Source organism: Nocardia asteroides (genome assembly GCF_900637185.1).
In the GTDB taxonomy this organism is placed as follows: Bacteria; Actinomycetota; Actinomycetes; order Mycobacteriales; family Mycobacteriaceae; genus Nocardia; species Nocardia asteroides.
Genome location: NZ_LR134352.1, coordinates 2,610,723 through 2,625,714 on the forward strand (window position 1 = coordinate 2,610,723; position 14,992 = coordinate 2,625,714).

Consider the following 14,992-nt stretch of genomic DNA (forward strand, 5'->3'; position numbering starts at 1 on the left):
ATGAGCGTCGACACCATCACCCCGAATGCCCTGCTGGCCTCGCCCGACGCCGAGCTGATCGCGTCGGAAACGCCTGGTATCAGCGTGACCAACCACGCCTTCGACACCATCATCTCGGGCATGCGGGCCTCGCTGCTCGAACTCGCCGCGCCGCAGCAGCCGACACCACTCGCGGTGCCGCCGGTGATCTCTCGATCGCTGCTCGAACGCGTCGGCTACGTCGATACCTTCCCCAACCTGCTCGGCACCATCCACTCGTTCACCGGCTCGGCCAAGCGCTGGCGGGAGCTGGACGCGGCACGTACCGCAGGAACCGGGCACTGGCACGACGACCAGCAGATCAGCGATCTGTGCGTGCTGCCCGCGACCTGCTACCACGTGTATCCGTTGTTCGAGGGTCAGAATCTGGACGCTCCCACGGTGCTCACCGCCGAAGCACACTGCTATCGCCAGGAAGGCACCCACGAGCTGGGCAGGCTGCGCAGTTTCCGCATGCGCGAATTCGTCCGGATCGCCGGCGCCGACGACTGCACCGCCTGGCGCGACGAATGGGTGCAGCGCCAGCGCGCCTGGCTGGAATCGCTGGGTCTGGAGGTATCGGTGGTCCCGGCCAGCGATCCGTTCTTCGGCGCGGCGGGTCGCCTGATGAGCGCGACGCAGAAGGAGCAGGAACTCAAATTCGAGCAGTGTGTCGCGGTGGGTGACGGACAGGTGCAAGCAGTGGCCAGTGCCAACTGCCACAAGGAGCACTTCGGCGAGCCGTTCGACATCACCGTCGCCGGCGAACCGGCCCATACCGCGTGCGCGGCCTTCGGACTGGAGCGCATCGCCTTGGCCCTGATCCACGCCCACGGGACCAATCCCTCGACCTGGCCGGGCTCGGTCCGCGCCCAGCTGCGCCTGGAGTCCGCATGACCCACGCGGAGCTCGTCAGCAAGCTTGTCGAGATCTTGGGCGAGGTCACCGAGGGCGCGGTGCCGCCGAATGTCGACACCACTGGTCCCCAGAGCATCCGGGCGCTGAAGCTGACCAGCGTGAAACTGCTGGCGTTCATGGTCGAGGTCGAAGACGTACTCGGCATCGAATGGGACGACGACATGGCTCCGGACACCACCGCGTCGTTCGAGGCGCTCGCAGGCTACATCTACAGGCAACAACAGGAAGCTGGTGCGCGATGAGCGAATACCGGATCGCGCTTTTCACTGTCGAATGCGCACAGACCGGGGCCGCCATGGCTGAGATCGTGGCTCGGCACCCAGAGGTGAGGATGATCGTCACCTCCGACGTCACCCGCCCGGCGCGAGGAAGCGCAGCCCAGCAGGCGGTCCAACACATCCGCCGTTCCGGCTTGGGTTTCGCGGGCTACCTTTTGTCGTCGTTCCAGTTCTACAACGCGTGGTTGTCCTTCGACCGGGTCCGCTCGGCGGTGACCCGTGGTGAGCGGGACCGCCTGTCGGTGGCCGAACTGTGCGCGCAGAACGGTCTGCGCCACATCCACTCGCAGAATGTCAACGGCGCGGACGTGATCGAGGCGATGCGTGCCGAAGGCATCGATCTGATCGTCATCTACTGGTTCGACCAGATTCTCAAACAGCGGGTCATCGATCTACCCGCCCACGGTGTGGTCAACCTCCATGCTGCGCCGTTGCCGGTGTGTCGCGGGCTGTGGCCGGTGCTGTTCTCGGCGATCGAGAACGACCGCAAGTTCGGAATAACGGCGCACCTGATCGAGGACGAGCAGATCGACGCGGGCCCGATCATCGGGCAGCTGTCGGTTGCGGACACCGGCCGGTCGGTCCTCTACCAGGACGACATCGTGAATCGCAGTGGCACCGAATTGCTCTCGGCGGTGCTGGCCGATCTTCCGAGCGCGATTGCCGCGGGAAGGCATCAGAGCGGCGGCAGCTATTTCTCGCATCCCGAACGCGCGCAGATCGCTGCGGGCTCGCGACGTGGCATCTCGCTGACCGCGCTGCGCGACATGGTCGACGTATACCGCAGCAAGGGGTCGCTCGACGCCGAGTTCACCGTCGTACCCGGAGTGCCGGCAGACACGGACCCGGTCGCGGGGCGATGAAAAGGTCGGGCATGCCACGGTCGCTGACCGTACTGTTGGCGATCACCTGCGGCGTGACCTCGTCCAACATCTACCTCACACAGCCGTTGCTGCCACAGATCGGCGCCGATCTGGGCGCGACGGCCGAGACCACCGGCTTGGTGCTCTCGGCGACCCAGATCGGTTACGCGCTCGGCATCCTGCTGTTGGTGCCGCTGGGCGATATCAGGGACCGCCGGCCCCTGATCCTGACGATGATGGGCCTCACCGGAGCCGCGCTGGTAGCTTCCGCGCTGGCGCCGACAGTGACGGCACTGACCGTCGCCGGTTTTCTCATCGGCATGTTCACCCCGATCCCGCAGGTCGTGATCCCGCTGGCGGTCTTGCTCAGCGGAGACGAAGGCCGGGGCCGCACGGTCGGCATCCTCCAGGCCGGACTGCTCATCGGCATCGTCTGTTCCCGCGCCTACGCGGGCGCCATGGCCGAATGGGTGGGTTGGCGCAGTGCGTACTGGTGCTCATTGGCGGCCATGGTGGTGGTGATGGTGCTGCTACTCCGCGCGCTGCCCTCGACAGCGCAGTCTACGGAGTCGCTGACGTATCCGCGGCTCGTGCGGTCGATGGCCGTCCTGATTCGCAGGCCGGCGGTCGCGGGCGTCTGTGTGTCCGGCGGGCTGGTCGGCATCGCCTTCGGGGCGTTCTGGAACACCATCACCTTCGAGATGCACGCCGAATTCGGTTTCGGCTCAGCGGCATTGGGTGCATTCGGATTGATAGCAGCCGTCAGTGCCCTGGCTTCTCCCGTCGCGGGTCGCATCGCGGACCAGCACGGAGTACGACTGACCCAGGCAGTGCTGATCGGCATGCTGGTTGTGGGGTGGCTGATAGTGGCGGGGCCGCCGGCATGGCCGATTGTCGTCCTGGGCGCGATCCTCATCGATGTCGGGCTGTGGGGCAACCAAGTCGTGAACCAGGCTGCGCTGTTCGGTGCGGCAGCACGCGACCACAGCAGGCTCAACACCCTGTACTTCTTCACGCGGTTCGCGGGTATCAGTGCCGGCTCCGCCCTGGGCGCGGTGCTGTGGACGCAAGCCGGTTGGCACGCGGTGGTCGCACTCGGAATCGTCGTGAGCTTGGTGGCGCTGGGTGTGTTCGCCGCCAGCACCCGGCCTTCCGCATCACTGCAGGAGGTGCGTGGGTGACCACCGCCGAACAGCGGCAGTGTTCCGCTGACGATTTCCGTCTGGCGATGTCGCGTTTCCCCTCCGGGGTCGTGGTGGTCACCACCGAGGATGAGGACGGGAGGCCGTACGGCTTCACCGCCAGTTCGCTGTGCTCGGTTTCGCTCGATCCGCCACTGCTGCTGGTCTGCTTGGCTCGCTCAGCGAATTCCTATCCGGTGTTCGCCCGGGCGCAGCGGTTCGCGGTGAGCATTCTCGCCGCGGACCAGGAGCGCACGGCATTGCGGTTCGCCGGCGGGCTCGGTGACAAGTTCTCCGGTGGTGGGCTCGCACGCAGCACCGCCGGCGGCCTGGTGGTCGGTGGCGCGTTGGCCACCCTCGACTGTGACACCACCGACCGATACCGGGCGGGTGATCACATGGTGCTGTTCGGCCAGGTCACCGCGGCTGAGACCACGTCGTCGCCGGCTCCGTTGGTGTACGTCGACCGGGGATTCCGCACGGTCAGTTGACATCTCGACGGCGTGGGACAGATCTCGATCTTGAACTGGCCCCACGCCGATCGAGCATCTTCGCGCCTGTCGGTGGGGGCGAATATGGTCTTCTCGTGCTCGATACTCAGCCGACAGTTCAGGCCCTGGCGGATATCGCCGAACTCGTTGCTCCCGGATCCACGGTCGTCCGACGACGGCTCGCTGAAGCGGTCGGTGATCACGACCTCGGGGAGGAGACTGCAGCGGCTGAGGTGTTGCTCGCTGCTCTGTATGACGAGAACGGCGCGCTCGAGCAGGCGGGGATGGTGTGGTGTGACTGGGGTTCCGAACCCGCTGAAATTCGTGACGATCTGGTTCAGTTGCCCAGCTGTCCTGGGGCTTTGGACTGGGGCTGGGTGGATCAGTTCGATGAGGACGACTGGGATCCTGACGATATCGACAGCTTTCTGCGACCTCTCGCGGCGCGGTGTCGTGAACTCGGCGTCGCCCTGATCACGCTCGACATCGAGGCTGACGGATACGGGCTGGGGTTCGTCCCGGCCGAGCACGGCGACCGGGTTGCTGAACTGGCGCGAATCGCGCGGTGCGATCTGCGTGTGGTCGCACCATGAGTTGCCACCGGCGAGAGGGGCCTGGCGGCGGACGGGTAACAGCGTGATGGCGCCGAAATAGGCTGTAGCCCAGCGGAGTGCGGAGACCGGCCCTCGGGCATCGAGACACGACCGCAGCACGGCTTTGCGGTGGGCCGGTTCGCGGACGCCCACCACCTAATTGTTGGCGCGTTGGATCGAGCGCTTGACCAGGCCGCGGATGCCGGGGAGCTGGATGGCGCGGAGCATGAGTTCGCCGGCCCAGACGTGAGCGCGGGAGGGCGGGGCGAAGCGGCTTATTCCTTTGCGGGCCAATGCCTGCCGTTTGGTGACTTCGGGACGCAGTGATGTCTCCCAAGCGGCGAGTGCTGTGGGAATGTCGGCGTGTGTGGCCAGGGCGTCGCCGAGCCGGTCGGCGCCGTCGAGGGCGAGGGCTGCGCCGTACCCGGAGAAGACGGTCACGCACCATGCCGCGTCGCCGAGCAGGACGACTCGGTCGTGGCTCCAGTGGTCCATGACGATCTGGCCCGCGGAGTCGAAGTAGGCGTCGGTGGAGTCGGCCTCGAGTTCGCGGAGGGCGTCGGCGATGCCGCCGCCGAGGTCGCCGAAGGCTCGGGTGAGCGCCGGTGTGGGGCCGAGCGCTAGTTCGGCACTTGTGTCGGGGGCGTGATAGGTGAAGAACGCCGAGGATCGGTCCGGGCCCAGGTTCATCACCGCGGCGGTTCGGCGCGGGCCGAGGAATGTGGTGCCGACGCCTTCGGGGACGTGCTCGGGGATCTCGGCGAGTGGGAATGCTCCCACCATGTGGGCCAGGTCCACCAGATAGTCGGACTCGGGGCCGAACACGAGCTCTCGGATTCGGGAGTGCACGCCGTCGGCGCCGATCAGTAGATCGGACCGGAGGCGGGTGCCGTCGCTGAGAGTGACGACGACTTGGTCGCCGTCCTGGACCACGGCCTGCACGGTGGTGCCGAAACGGATATCCATGTAGTCGGCCACCGCGTGATACAGCGCCGATTCGAGGTCGCCGCGGAACAGGGTCAGCGCGCGACTGCCGACTGCGGCTCGGGCGACGGCGGCGGGGATCGTGAACTTCTCCCGGCCGTCCGCGTGCACCAGGACCGAGGTGAAGAACCCGATATCGCGGGGATTCAGCGCCGGCAGCAGTCCGAGCCGCTCGGCGGCGTCGTATCCGGGTCCGTGCAGGTTCACCAGATATCCGCTGCTGCGTCGGCTTTGGGCACGTTCGACCACGACCACATCCCAGCCGTGCTGGTGCATCCGGAGGGCTGCGGCCAAGCCGGCGATACCTGCCCCCACGATGACCACTCTTTTCCCCGCGCCTGCGGTCGGCGGCGCCGCGTTGTCTGAAGCCATCACCACTACTCCTGATCGGTTCGTCGACGGCGAAAGCCACGCACTGCGCTCTCGCTTCATCGTCAACTAGTAGTTGACGATCCCTGTTCCGTCAACCTAGAGTTGACGATGCGACATCACCGGATCACGGCTGGTGGGAGGGCGCGCCGAACCACCGGGTGAGCTGGGTGTTCAGGTCCTGTTGGGATTCGCCGATCCAGGCGACGTGGCCGTCGGGACGGAGGAGGACGGCTGGGACGTCGAGGTCGGCCGTCGAGTCGGTGATGAGGTCGACGCGGTCGGACCAGCCGGTGACGGTGAGGGAACGGGTGCGGTCGAGGACTACGGGGCGGGCGTGGTGGAGCCGGGGGTAGAGGGTGTCCTGCTTCAGGGCGATGTCGGGGAGGCGGCGGCCGAGGAGGGACGGGCCCTCGCCGAAGTAGCGGACGTCGGTGGCGGCGATCTTCTCGATCAGGTGGCGATTGACTTCGTCGAAGTCCATCAGGTCCGTGAGGAGATTGCGGACGGCCTGGGCGCCGGGGGTGGGGGAGAGGAGTTCGGTTTGGGCTCTGGTGTTTTCGAGGACCGACGCGGCAACCGGGTGACGTTCGGCGTGGTAGGTGTCGAGGAGGTCGGTCGGGGCCCAGCCGTGGAGGTGGGCGGCCAGTTTCCAGCCGAGGTTGACCGCGTCCTGGATGCCGAGGTTCATGCCCTGGCCGCCGATGGGTGGGTGGATGTGGGCGGCGTCGCCGGCCAGGAGGACGCGGCCGACTCGGTAGGCGTCGGCGAGGCGGGTGGCATCGCCGAAGCGGGACAGCCAACGTGGGGAGTGGATGCCGAAATCGGTGCCGGCGAGAGTGCGTAGCTGGTGTCGGAAGTCGTCGAGGGTGGGTGGGTTCGGGCCGCCGACGGTGGCGGCGGGAACCACCACGCGGTAGAAGCCTTCGCCGAAGGGCTGGAAGTTGAATCGTTTGTTGGTGGCGTAGATTTCGGCGGCCTTCGCCGCGATCTCCTCGGCAGGCACGCCGACCCGCATCTCGCCCATGAGCGTGTCGTTGCGGGACGGCTCGCCGGGGAAGGCGACGCCGAGCAGTTTGCGAACCGTGCTGCGGGCGCCGTCGCAGCCGACGAGGTAGCGCGTCCGCAGCCGCTCGCCGTCGGCCAGTTCCACCGTGACGCCCTCGTCGTCCTGGTCGAAACCGGTGACCGCGCAACCACTTCTGACCTGTGCGCCCCAGGCGATCGCGTGGTCTCGGAGCACGCGATTCACGACCGGCTGCGGGATGCCCAGCTGGTAGGGGTAGGGGGAATCCAAACCCTCGGGCACCGGTTTGACGATGGCCGCGAAGATGCCGGCCACCGGGCGTCGGCGGCCGTGCTCCAGCAGGCGATCCAGGAGGCCGCGCATCGCCATCAGTTCGAGGCTGCGCATGTGCAGGCTCACGATGCGGGCGAACGACGCGGGCTCGGTGTCCTTCTCCAGGACCAGGACTCGCACATCGTGCAGGCGCAGTTCGGCGGCCAGCATCGCGCCGGTCGGTCCGCAGCCGGCAATGATCACATCGAACATGAACCACCCGTTCGCCCGGTTGTCACCCACCCAGGAACCGTGCGCGGTCGGCCGGGGCGGCGTGTTCGCGCGCTCCGGCTGATCCGTATTTCCGCAGGTCCAGGCATCGGTCGCCCATTGTGCGGCGCGGCGGGCTCGCGCGGCAAGCGAATATCCGGGGATGGAGGAGGGCCGCGGATCGATGAGCTGCCGCCCCCGGTGACCGCCTGGCTGTGATGGCACGGAGCGTCAGCAGTCTAGATCGAGACTGGATGGCAGTGACTCGGAAGTTACTTTTCATTTCGCCGACTGATTGGACTTGGTCGATCCACTTCCGGCATGTCTCGTGGACGCGGGCCTGCTCCAGGCGGTCTGGGGCTATCGAAAGATATTGCGCCTCAATGGCTAGAACAGGTGTCAATTCTTCGGCGAAAACCTCCTGTCGCACACGGTGTGTAGCGAGCTCGAGTGCTTTCGGCGAATCGATGTCAGCGGCATGAAGTCGCTGTTAAGTTAATACTCATTCCGCGAGTCGCGGGCGCGAGTGTATCGACTGTCCCGGGAGATCGCGGTGTGCTCGTACTCAATGAGGAGTGACGCCATGGATGGACTCAACAGGCGCGATGCGTTGAAAGCCGGCGGGATTCTGGGCGCGCTCGGTGCCCTCGGGATGGTGACGCCCGCGCGGGCCGAACCGTGGTCCTGGTCGCCGGAGTCGTCGGTCGCCGGATCCGGGGCCGGTGCCGACCCGATGACGGTGTGGGACCCCGAAGCCGACGATCTGGTGGCCGGGTTGATCGACCGGGGTGATGTGCCCCGGGTCAACGAACTACTGCGGACCTGGACCAGGAACGGTCAGGCCCTACCCGAGGGGCTACCCACGGACCTGCGGGATTTCATGGAATACGCGCGCAGGCTGCCGCACTGGACCGACCCCACCAAACTGCACACCGCGATCGAGTTCAACAAGAAGCGCGGACTGTACCTCGGGGTGCTCTACGGCTTCGCCAGCGGCATGATGAGCACCGTCATCCCCAAGGAGGCGCGGGCGGTCTACTACTCCAAGGGCGGTCACGACCTCGAGGACCGGATCTCCAAGACCGCCAAACTCGGCTACGACATCGGCAATGTCAACGCCTACAGCCCCGACGGGGAGATGATCGTCACCTGCGTGAAGACCCGGCTGGTGCACGCGGCGGTGCGGCATCTGCTGCCGCAGTCACCGCACTGGGTGCACTCGGCCGAGGAAGACATCCCGATCAGCCAGAACGACATCATGGTCACCTGGCACAGCCTGCCCACCACGGTGATGAAGCACCTGAACTCGTGGAAGGTGCCCATCCCGGCCCACGAATCGGAGGCTTTCCTGCACTCCTGGCAGGTGGCCGCGCACATGCTGGGCGTGCGCGACGAGTACATCCCCAACTCATGGGAATCGGCGAATTCGCAAGCGGCGCAGGTGCTCGACCCGATCATCGCCGCCACGCCCGAAGGCGCCAAGCTCGCCGACCGGCTGCTGGGCCTGGGCGGCAATATCGATTTCGCCCTGCTCACCAAACCGGTGCTCGGCTCGTTCACGCGGTTTCTGCTCGGTGACAAGATCGCCGACGGACTGGCCATTCCCCGTGAGCCCGTGTGGGATCCGCTGCTGCGGTTCAGCTGGGGTCCGTTCATCGCGGTGCGGGAAGGCTTGCTCGCCGCGGTCCCGCCGATCGGCGACCCGTACTGGCTGCTCGACGAATTCCTGCGCAAAGCCGCGCTGATCTATCTGTCCGAGCTGCGGATGCCGATCAGCATCGAGATCCCGACGATGAACCGGGATATGAGCGTGCCGCCGCGCTGAGCCACGAAAACACCTGTCCACGATTCCACTTCAGCTAGGGAGCGCGATGATGCGTACCGTCCTTTCTCTCACCGCCGCCGCGGTCGTCACGGCGGGCCTGTTCGGCACCGCGACCGCCCAGCCCGTGCCCGTGGCCGACGAAGCCGAGACCGGGTCCTCGGCGGTGGACGCCGGATCGGCCGCCGCCCGCTCGGCGGTCTATTTCGCCCAGAACGGCGACCTGATCGGGTTCATCGTCCTGCTCGGGGTGACCCCGTTCCAGATCCTGACCAGCGGCATCTGCGACCTGGCGACCATGTCGTCGCTGCCGAACCCGTGCCGGGGCACCACGCGCTACACCGTGGCCGCCGCCCCCTAGAAGCCGCTGTGGAACAGCGCGTGTGACATCAGCCGGGAGACGAACCAGCTGTGTCCCTCCAGACCTGGCTCGTAGCTGCCGCCGGGACCGAAACCGCCGTCGTTCTTGATGTTCTCCGTGGACAGATAGACGAGGGAATTGTTCGACGGCAGCACGACCAGGGATCGGGAATTGTCGGTGGAATAGATCTCGTAGCCGTCGGTCAGGCCGTTGAAGGGAGTGCCGTCGGGCCGTCGGGTGCCGTTGAAACGGGCGAAGGGCACCGCGGCGTTGTGGTAGCCGCCGCCGTATTTCGTCAGGCGGGTGCGCAGCTCGGCGCGCACGTCGGCGACGGTGGCGGGCTCGGCGCTGTAGAGGCGGATCCGTCTGTCGGCGTCGTCGCCCTGCCACGCCTTCAGCCGGGCCCAGAACTCGTCGTAGCCCTGCTTTTTCGTCTTGACGACCTTGCCGTTCACCACCTCGTTCAGCACGATGTCGAACGCGTAGATCTCGCGCAGCGACTCCGACATGAACCGGTCGTCCTTGCGGCTGTTGGCCAGCAGCCCGCTCAGCACGGTGCCGCTGCGGCTGTAGGCCGAGACCGCGATACGTTCCAGTTTCACCGCTGCCACCGGCACCAGCCGGGTGGTGATCGCCTCGTAGCAGCGACGGCCGATGTGGCGCAACGCTTCCGACAGCACGGCCGGATCGGTGAGGTTGGCGTACGCGCCGGCGCTGGACACCGGGACCACCACCGCGAACGCCGACAGGCACGGGCCGCCCTCCACCTTCGGCGCGGCCCGCCGCACCGCGCAGAAATGCTGCGTCACCGCGAATTTCTCCTTGCAGAGATAGCGGGCGCCCAGCTCCAGATAGTTCGGGGTCTTGACCGGGTCGATACCGCCGCGCCAATACGCCGGGTATTTCTCCAGACCCGCCCGCGGATGCAGCACGACATTGGCGCGCAGCACCGGGGTGCCGGACTTGTCGTCGGCGAACTGTTTCACCAGCGCCGGTGACAGCCACACCCAGAACAGCCGGGTCACCGCGGTGTCGGCGGAATTGTCGTTGCGTTCGAGGACGAAGACCCGGCCCGCGTCGGCGTCGTCCATCGCGGCCCGAGTCCGGTAGTCGAGCAGTTCGAGTGGGCTCGCGGCCGGCGCGGTCGCGAAGACCCGGTCCAGGAAGACGGGAAAGCGGCGCTGATGGTCGCGGTACGGGCGAAGCAACTCGTAACCCTGATTGTCGACGAACACGGTCTTGTAGCTGTGCAGCAGCGAGCCCTCGTTCGTGATGTCACGCAGCTCCATCGCCCGCCGCCCTCACGACGGGGTGTTCAGGTCGTATTCGGTGGCCACCACCTGCTCGGTCGGCAGGATCTCGGTCCACTGACTGAACACCTTGAACGGTTCCTTCCCGAAGGAGATCCCGCCCTGCAGCGGGTCGAAACCGTGCGCGAAGACCACCTCGGCGGGCAGCGCCATCTCCGAATTCGGATCGCCCGGCCGCAGCGGAACCGGGGTCAGCGACTGCTTCTGCTCGGCCGCGATCTTGTCGGCGATCATCAGCAGCACCTCGCGCAGCTTCTTGCCCTGATACTCCGGCGGGTCCTGCGCGGGATCGAACGGATAGTCCTCGTTGAGGCCGTCGGTGCCCGCGACCTCGGGCCGGCCGAGGAATGTCATGGCCTCGTCCTCCCGGCCCGGCCGGATCGGCAGGACCGCCTTCACCCAGGGCGAATTGAGGAAGGCGTTGCGGTTGGCGTCACCGTCGAGTTGCAGGAACCAGCCCAGGGAGGCACCCAGCGGTGCGGGCGCGGACTCGTCGGTGAACAGGTATTTCTTGTCCGCTGATTCGAACGCGGTGGTCTGCAGCGCGCCGTCGGCGGTCATCAGTACCCGTCGGCCGGGACGCGGCCGCCACCAGTCGGGGGCCACGAAATAGAGCATCGCGTCGACGTCGAAGAAGTAGCGGATGAGCTCGGACGCCACGTGGTAGTCGTCGTTCTCCCAGTTCGCCGTCTTGCCGTAGAGGCGGGCGATGATCTTGCGGTAGATGATGTTGCGTTCCTCCTCGCGCAGATCCTCCGGCTTGCGGGTGGTGACGCGGCTGCTGAGCTTGATGCGCTTGCGCAGGGTCTCGTAGAACAGCCGTTCCTTCTCCGCCGCGACCAGGTCGGTGTAGTCCTTCATCGCCTGCGCGTTCTGCGCGTCGATCGCGTCCTTGGCCGTTTTCGTGGGGGTGTACATCATCGTCACCTCGAACGGCATCGATCGTTTGCCGCCGAAATTCGCCTTGGCGAGCCGGATCATGAAGCTCTTCGGCGGACCGCCGGCCGGATTCGGGGTCAGCAGGGCGTCTTTCACGCTGGCCTGCTCGTTCTTGAAATCCACCGCGGCCAGGCTCGACAGCACGAACCCCTCCGGCGCGGGCGGGATGTCGAAATCGAACTTGAACTTGATGATGCTGTTGGCCCCGGCGTTGCGGTTGATGCCGTGATCGCCGTTCTCGTTGGACTGCACATAGGTCAGGTCGGTGTCGTCGTCGCCACCGTTGTGCTGCAGGAACCCGCATGCGAACTGGTAGACCACCGGCTTGTCCGGCGGATAGGGGATGCGGTCGGGACGTTTGATGGACGGATCCAGCGCCTCGGCGGTCTCGTGCACGAACTTGCCGGTGTCGAGGAAGTCGCCGGGAAAGTCGACGTAGAGCTGCCAGCACAGCTGCTGCCCCAGGTCCTGCACCTGCACCGCGACCTTGCGCATCTTGCGGCTGAGCTGATAGCTGACCAGCCGCGAGGTGGTGTTCTGCAGGACATAGCGGCGGCTGGAGGTGTCGGTGGTCTCGGTGACCGTGCGGAAGGTCGTCTTGAAGTTCTGCTTGACCTCGCTCGACAGCTTCGAGGTCTGCTCGCGCATCCGCTTGTGCGTCTGCTCCTGCGCCTGTTTGCGCGACTGGTCCAGATTGAACGACGCGCTGCCGCTGGCCTGGAAGATCGTCCCGAGCCCGCCGCTGGCGGAGGTGGTGACGCCCAGCTTCATGTCGCTGGCGTTCTCGGCCTTGACCGCGTCGGCGATCTCGTCGCGATCGGTCGCGGACTGCTCGGCCTTCTCGACGGTCTCGGTCGACTGCTCGGTGGTCCGCTCCACCAGGGTGCGGCGGGTGTTGACCTCGATCAGCTCCACCATGCCGCCGGGACTGATCCAGACGTGCCCGACCGGCGGGCCGAGGAAGGTGCCCAGCTCGAAGAAATACTCGCGGAATCGGTGCAGAATGCCGATGGGGGACAGGAACATCGCCTTCGACGGATGCTGCTGGGCCAGGAACTTCACGGCCGCCAGCGCCCGCTCCCACGGCTGCACATCGCGGGCGAACAGCTGCGGCACGATCGCCGGGTCGGCCTGGGTGAGCTGCTGGAGCAGCTGGGTGGTCACCGTCTCGCGCTGCGGGGTGTCGGCCGCGGCGTCGGCGGGGGCGTCGACCGGCACGATCACGGAGTCGGCGAGCAGCGATTGCCATGCGTTGGGGTCGTCGGGGGCTGCCGAGGCGCGCGCGACCAGTTCGCGGCCGATCGCCGTGCCGGTGGGGTCCGCGAAGACCGGGTCGGCCACGTGCGGGCCCGGGGTCTCGAGATGGGCCAGGTTCACCGCCTGGGAGAACCGGTTGGCCAGCCCGCTGCGCACCCGTTCCTGCTGGAGCTTGCTGCGCCAGCCGATCAGCGGCTGGTAGACGCCGAACGGTTCGCTGGCGTACGGCATGATCCCCGGCGCGGGCGAGGGCGGCGGCGGGGTGCCGGGACGGTGGGGAATGGACAGCGTCCAGCCCGGTTCGATGTGGTCGGGATCGCGAATGGCGTTGGCCGCCGCCAGCAGATCGAACAGGTTCGGGTCGCCGTACACCTCCGCGGCGATGCCGGACAGGGTGTCACCGGGCTGGACCCGCCGGACCCGGCCGGGGTCGGGCACGGTCAGGACCAGGCCGACGCCGAGTTGGTCGGGGTCCGCGATTCCGTTGGCCGCGGCGAGGAAGCCGAACAATCCGGCGTCTCCGTAGCAGGTGCGCGCGATCGAGGCGAGGGTGTCGCCCGCGACGGTGGTGTGAGTCCTGGGCATGGCTGTTCTCCTGCGCTTCAGGGGTTTTCCGGCTCTGGCGAAACGGTAGGGATCCGCGTGGGGCCGGAACACGAGTAGCGCGCTACCCGAACTCGGCGTTGGTTTCCGGAGACGAATCGGTCGCGGGGTTTTCTCCACTGGAGAGAATTGCGGTGGGTGGCCGCCGCGGTCTCGAAATTCCTGTTCACCTGCGGTAACGTAAAAACTTCGACTGATTCCGACGAGGAGCCCGGAGTCGGTTTGTCAATGGTGACAGGTGAGGTTTCGTTATGCGCGGTAGTGCTGCACCCCAGTTCCAGGAGGCTGTCGACCGGTTCGGCCGGTTGTTCGACGGCGGACGCGGCGGCGGTGCGCTCGCGGTATACCACCACGGACGGCGAGTCGTCGACGTCTGGGCCGGGCACGCGGACGCCACGGGGGCGGTGCCCTGGCAGGAGAACACCGCCGCGCTGTCGTACTCCACGTCCAAGGGCGTCACCTCGACGGTGCTGCACCTGCTCGCCGAGCGCGGCCTGGTGGACTACAAGGCGCCCGTCGCCGAGTACTGGCCCGAATTCGGGGCCAAGGGGAAGAAGACCATCACCGTCGCCGAGGCGATGAGTCACCGGGCCGGGCTGTCCCGGATCGGCGTGTTCGCCCACACCGCCGCCGACCTGGCCGACCACGAGCTGATCGAGGACCGCCTCGCCGCCGCCGCGCCGGACCGTTTCCGTGGCATCCCCGCCTACCACGCGATCTCCTACGGCACGATCATCGCCGGCATCGCCAGGGCGGTCACCGGCAAGAGCATGGGGGAGCTGTACCGCACGGAACTGGCCGAACCGCTCGGCTTGGACGGCCTGCACCTCGGCGCGCCGCGCCCCGGCGCGAACACCACCGTCGCGGTGACCCACGGCTCGGCCACCCCGCTGGGAATTCCGCAGGCGGGCACGATGATCCGGCTCGCCGCGCGCACGCCCGTCCCCGGCGCGGGCTTCCTGCGCGCGATCTACACCGACGGAATCGACCGGCTGGCCCACGGGCCCGACCCGCGCATCCTGCAGGGCGAATTGCCCGGGGCGAACGGCGTTTTCACCGCTCGCTCGCTGGCCGCCGTCTACAGCGCCATCGCCACCGAGTCACCGCTGTTCCCGCGCAGCCGTGTCCGGACCATGTCGCGGCTGCAATCGGTGCTGCCGGACCGCAACCTGCTGCTGCCGATGGGCTGGCGGCTGGGCTACCACTCGATGCCGGTCGTCGGCGCGCGCAATGCCTTCGGGCACATCGGTTTCGTCGGTTCCGGCGGCTGGGCCGACCCCGAGTCGGGCCTCGCCGTCGGGTTCGTGCACAACTGGGCGCCGGAGGCCCTGCTGCTGCCGCGCGACCAGTTCGTGCTGTTCAGTCTGCTGGCCGCGATCGTGCGGGGTGCGGGCGCCGAGGCCGGTGATCCGATCCCGCTGCCGATGGCGGGCTGAGCGGCCACAGCCATGGCGCG

General features: G+C 67.2%; 13 protein-coding genes. 9 read left to right on the forward strand and 4 right to left on the reverse strand.

Features of this window, described 5'->3' with window-relative positions; all coding sequences use genetic code 11:
* From EL493_RS12220 to EL493_RS12245, 6 genes are all read left to right on the forward strand, one after another.
* Complete coding sequence (locus EL493_RS12220) at positions 1–915, forward strand: aminoacyl--tRNA ligase-related protein (protein WP_022567229.1); 915 nt, start codon at positions 1–3, stop codon at positions 913–915.
* Positions 912–1,178: a hypothetical protein gene (locus tag EL493_RS12225; protein ID WP_019045909.1), complete on the forward strand. Its 267-nt coding sequence runs from the start codon at positions 912–914 to the stop codon at positions 1,176–1,178. The genes EL493_RS12220 and EL493_RS12225 overlap by 4 nt, the downstream gene beginning before the upstream one ends.
* Positions 1,175–2,077 carry a formyltransferase family protein gene (locus tag EL493_RS12230; protein ID WP_022567230.1) on the forward strand — a complete coding sequence of 301 codons (903 nt, stop codon included), beginning with the start codon at positions 1,175–1,177 and terminating at the stop codon, positions 2,075–2,077. The genes EL493_RS12225 and EL493_RS12230 overlap by 4 nt, the downstream gene beginning before the upstream one ends.
* Positions 2,078–2,088: 11 nt before the next feature.
* The gene (locus EL493_RS12235; RefSeq protein ID WP_019045911.1) at positions 2,089–3,258 is read left to right on the forward strand and encodes an MFS transporter; all 1,170 of its coding nucleotides are present in this window, start codon (positions 2,089–2,091) and stop codon (positions 3,256–3,258) included.
* Positions 3,255–3,749: a flavin reductase family protein gene (locus EL493_RS12240; RefSeq protein ID WP_019045912.1), complete on the forward strand. Its 495-nt coding sequence runs from the start codon at positions 3,255–3,257 to the stop codon at positions 3,747–3,749. The genes EL493_RS12235 and EL493_RS12240 overlap by 4 nt, the downstream gene beginning before the upstream one ends.
* A gap of 95 nt (positions 3,750–3,844) precedes the next feature.
* Positions 3,845–4,342 (forward strand): DUF6630 family protein, encoded by a 498-nt coding sequence (locus tag EL493_RS12245; RefSeq protein WP_019045913.1) that lies wholly within the window; start codon positions 3,845–3,847, stop codon positions 4,340–4,342.
* Positions 4,343–4,498: 156 nt separating this feature from the next.
* On the opposite strand, the gene EL493_RS12250 is transcribed toward EL493_RS12245, so the two are convergent.
* Together EL493_RS12250 and EL493_RS12255 are read right to left on the reverse strand one after the other, a co-directional pair.
* Positions 4,499–5,698 (reverse strand): FAD-dependent oxidoreductase, encoded by a 1,200-nt coding sequence (locus EL493_RS12250; protein ID WP_022567231.1) that lies wholly within the window; start codon positions 5,696–5,698, stop codon positions 4,499–4,501.
* A 124-nt stretch (positions 5,699–5,822) separates the two neighbouring features.
* Positions 5,823–7,247: an FAD-dependent monooxygenase gene (locus EL493_RS12255; protein ID WP_022567232.1), complete on the reverse strand. Its 1,425-nt coding sequence runs from the start codon at positions 7,245–7,247 to the stop codon at positions 5,823–5,825.
* A 580-nt stretch (positions 7,248–7,827) separates the two neighbouring features.
* Between EL493_RS12255 and EL493_RS12260 the strand changes: the two genes are divergently transcribed.
* Positions 7,828–9,069 (forward strand): oxygenase MpaB family protein, encoded by a 1,242-nt coding sequence (locus EL493_RS12260; RefSeq protein ID WP_019045916.1) that lies wholly within the window; start codon positions 7,828–7,830, stop codon positions 9,067–9,069.
* Positions 9,070–9,115: 46 nt separating this feature from the next.
* Positions 9,116–9,427: a hypothetical protein gene (locus EL493_RS12265; RefSeq protein WP_019045917.1), complete on the forward strand. Its 312-nt coding sequence runs from the start codon at positions 9,116–9,118 to the stop codon at positions 9,425–9,427.
* On the opposite strand, the gene EL493_RS12270 is transcribed toward EL493_RS12265, so the two are convergent.
* Both EL493_RS12270 and EL493_RS12275 read right to left on the reverse strand, forming a co-directional pair.
* Entirely contained in the window at positions 9,424–10,716 is a 1,293-nt protein-coding gene (locus EL493_RS12270; RefSeq protein ID WP_019045918.1) for a hypothetical protein, read from the reverse strand. The two genes, EL493_RS12265 and EL493_RS12270, sit on opposite strands and share 4 nt — an antisense overlap.
* A 12-nt stretch (positions 10,717–10,728) precedes the next feature.
* Positions 10,729–13,518, reverse strand: coding sequence for a LysM peptidoglycan-binding domain-containing protein (locus tag EL493_RS12275; RefSeq protein ID WP_019045919.1), 2,790 nt, complete (start codon positions 13,516–13,518; stop codon positions 10,729–10,731).
* A 269-nt stretch (positions 13,519–13,787) separates the two neighbouring features.
* On the opposite strand from EL493_RS12275, the gene EL493_RS12280 reads away from it, so the two are divergent.
* Positions 13,788–14,972, forward strand: coding sequence for a serine hydrolase domain-containing protein (locus tag EL493_RS12280; protein WP_022567233.1), 1,185 nt, complete (start codon positions 13,788–13,790; stop codon positions 14,970–14,972).
* Positions 14,973–14,992 lie beyond the last annotated feature (20 nt).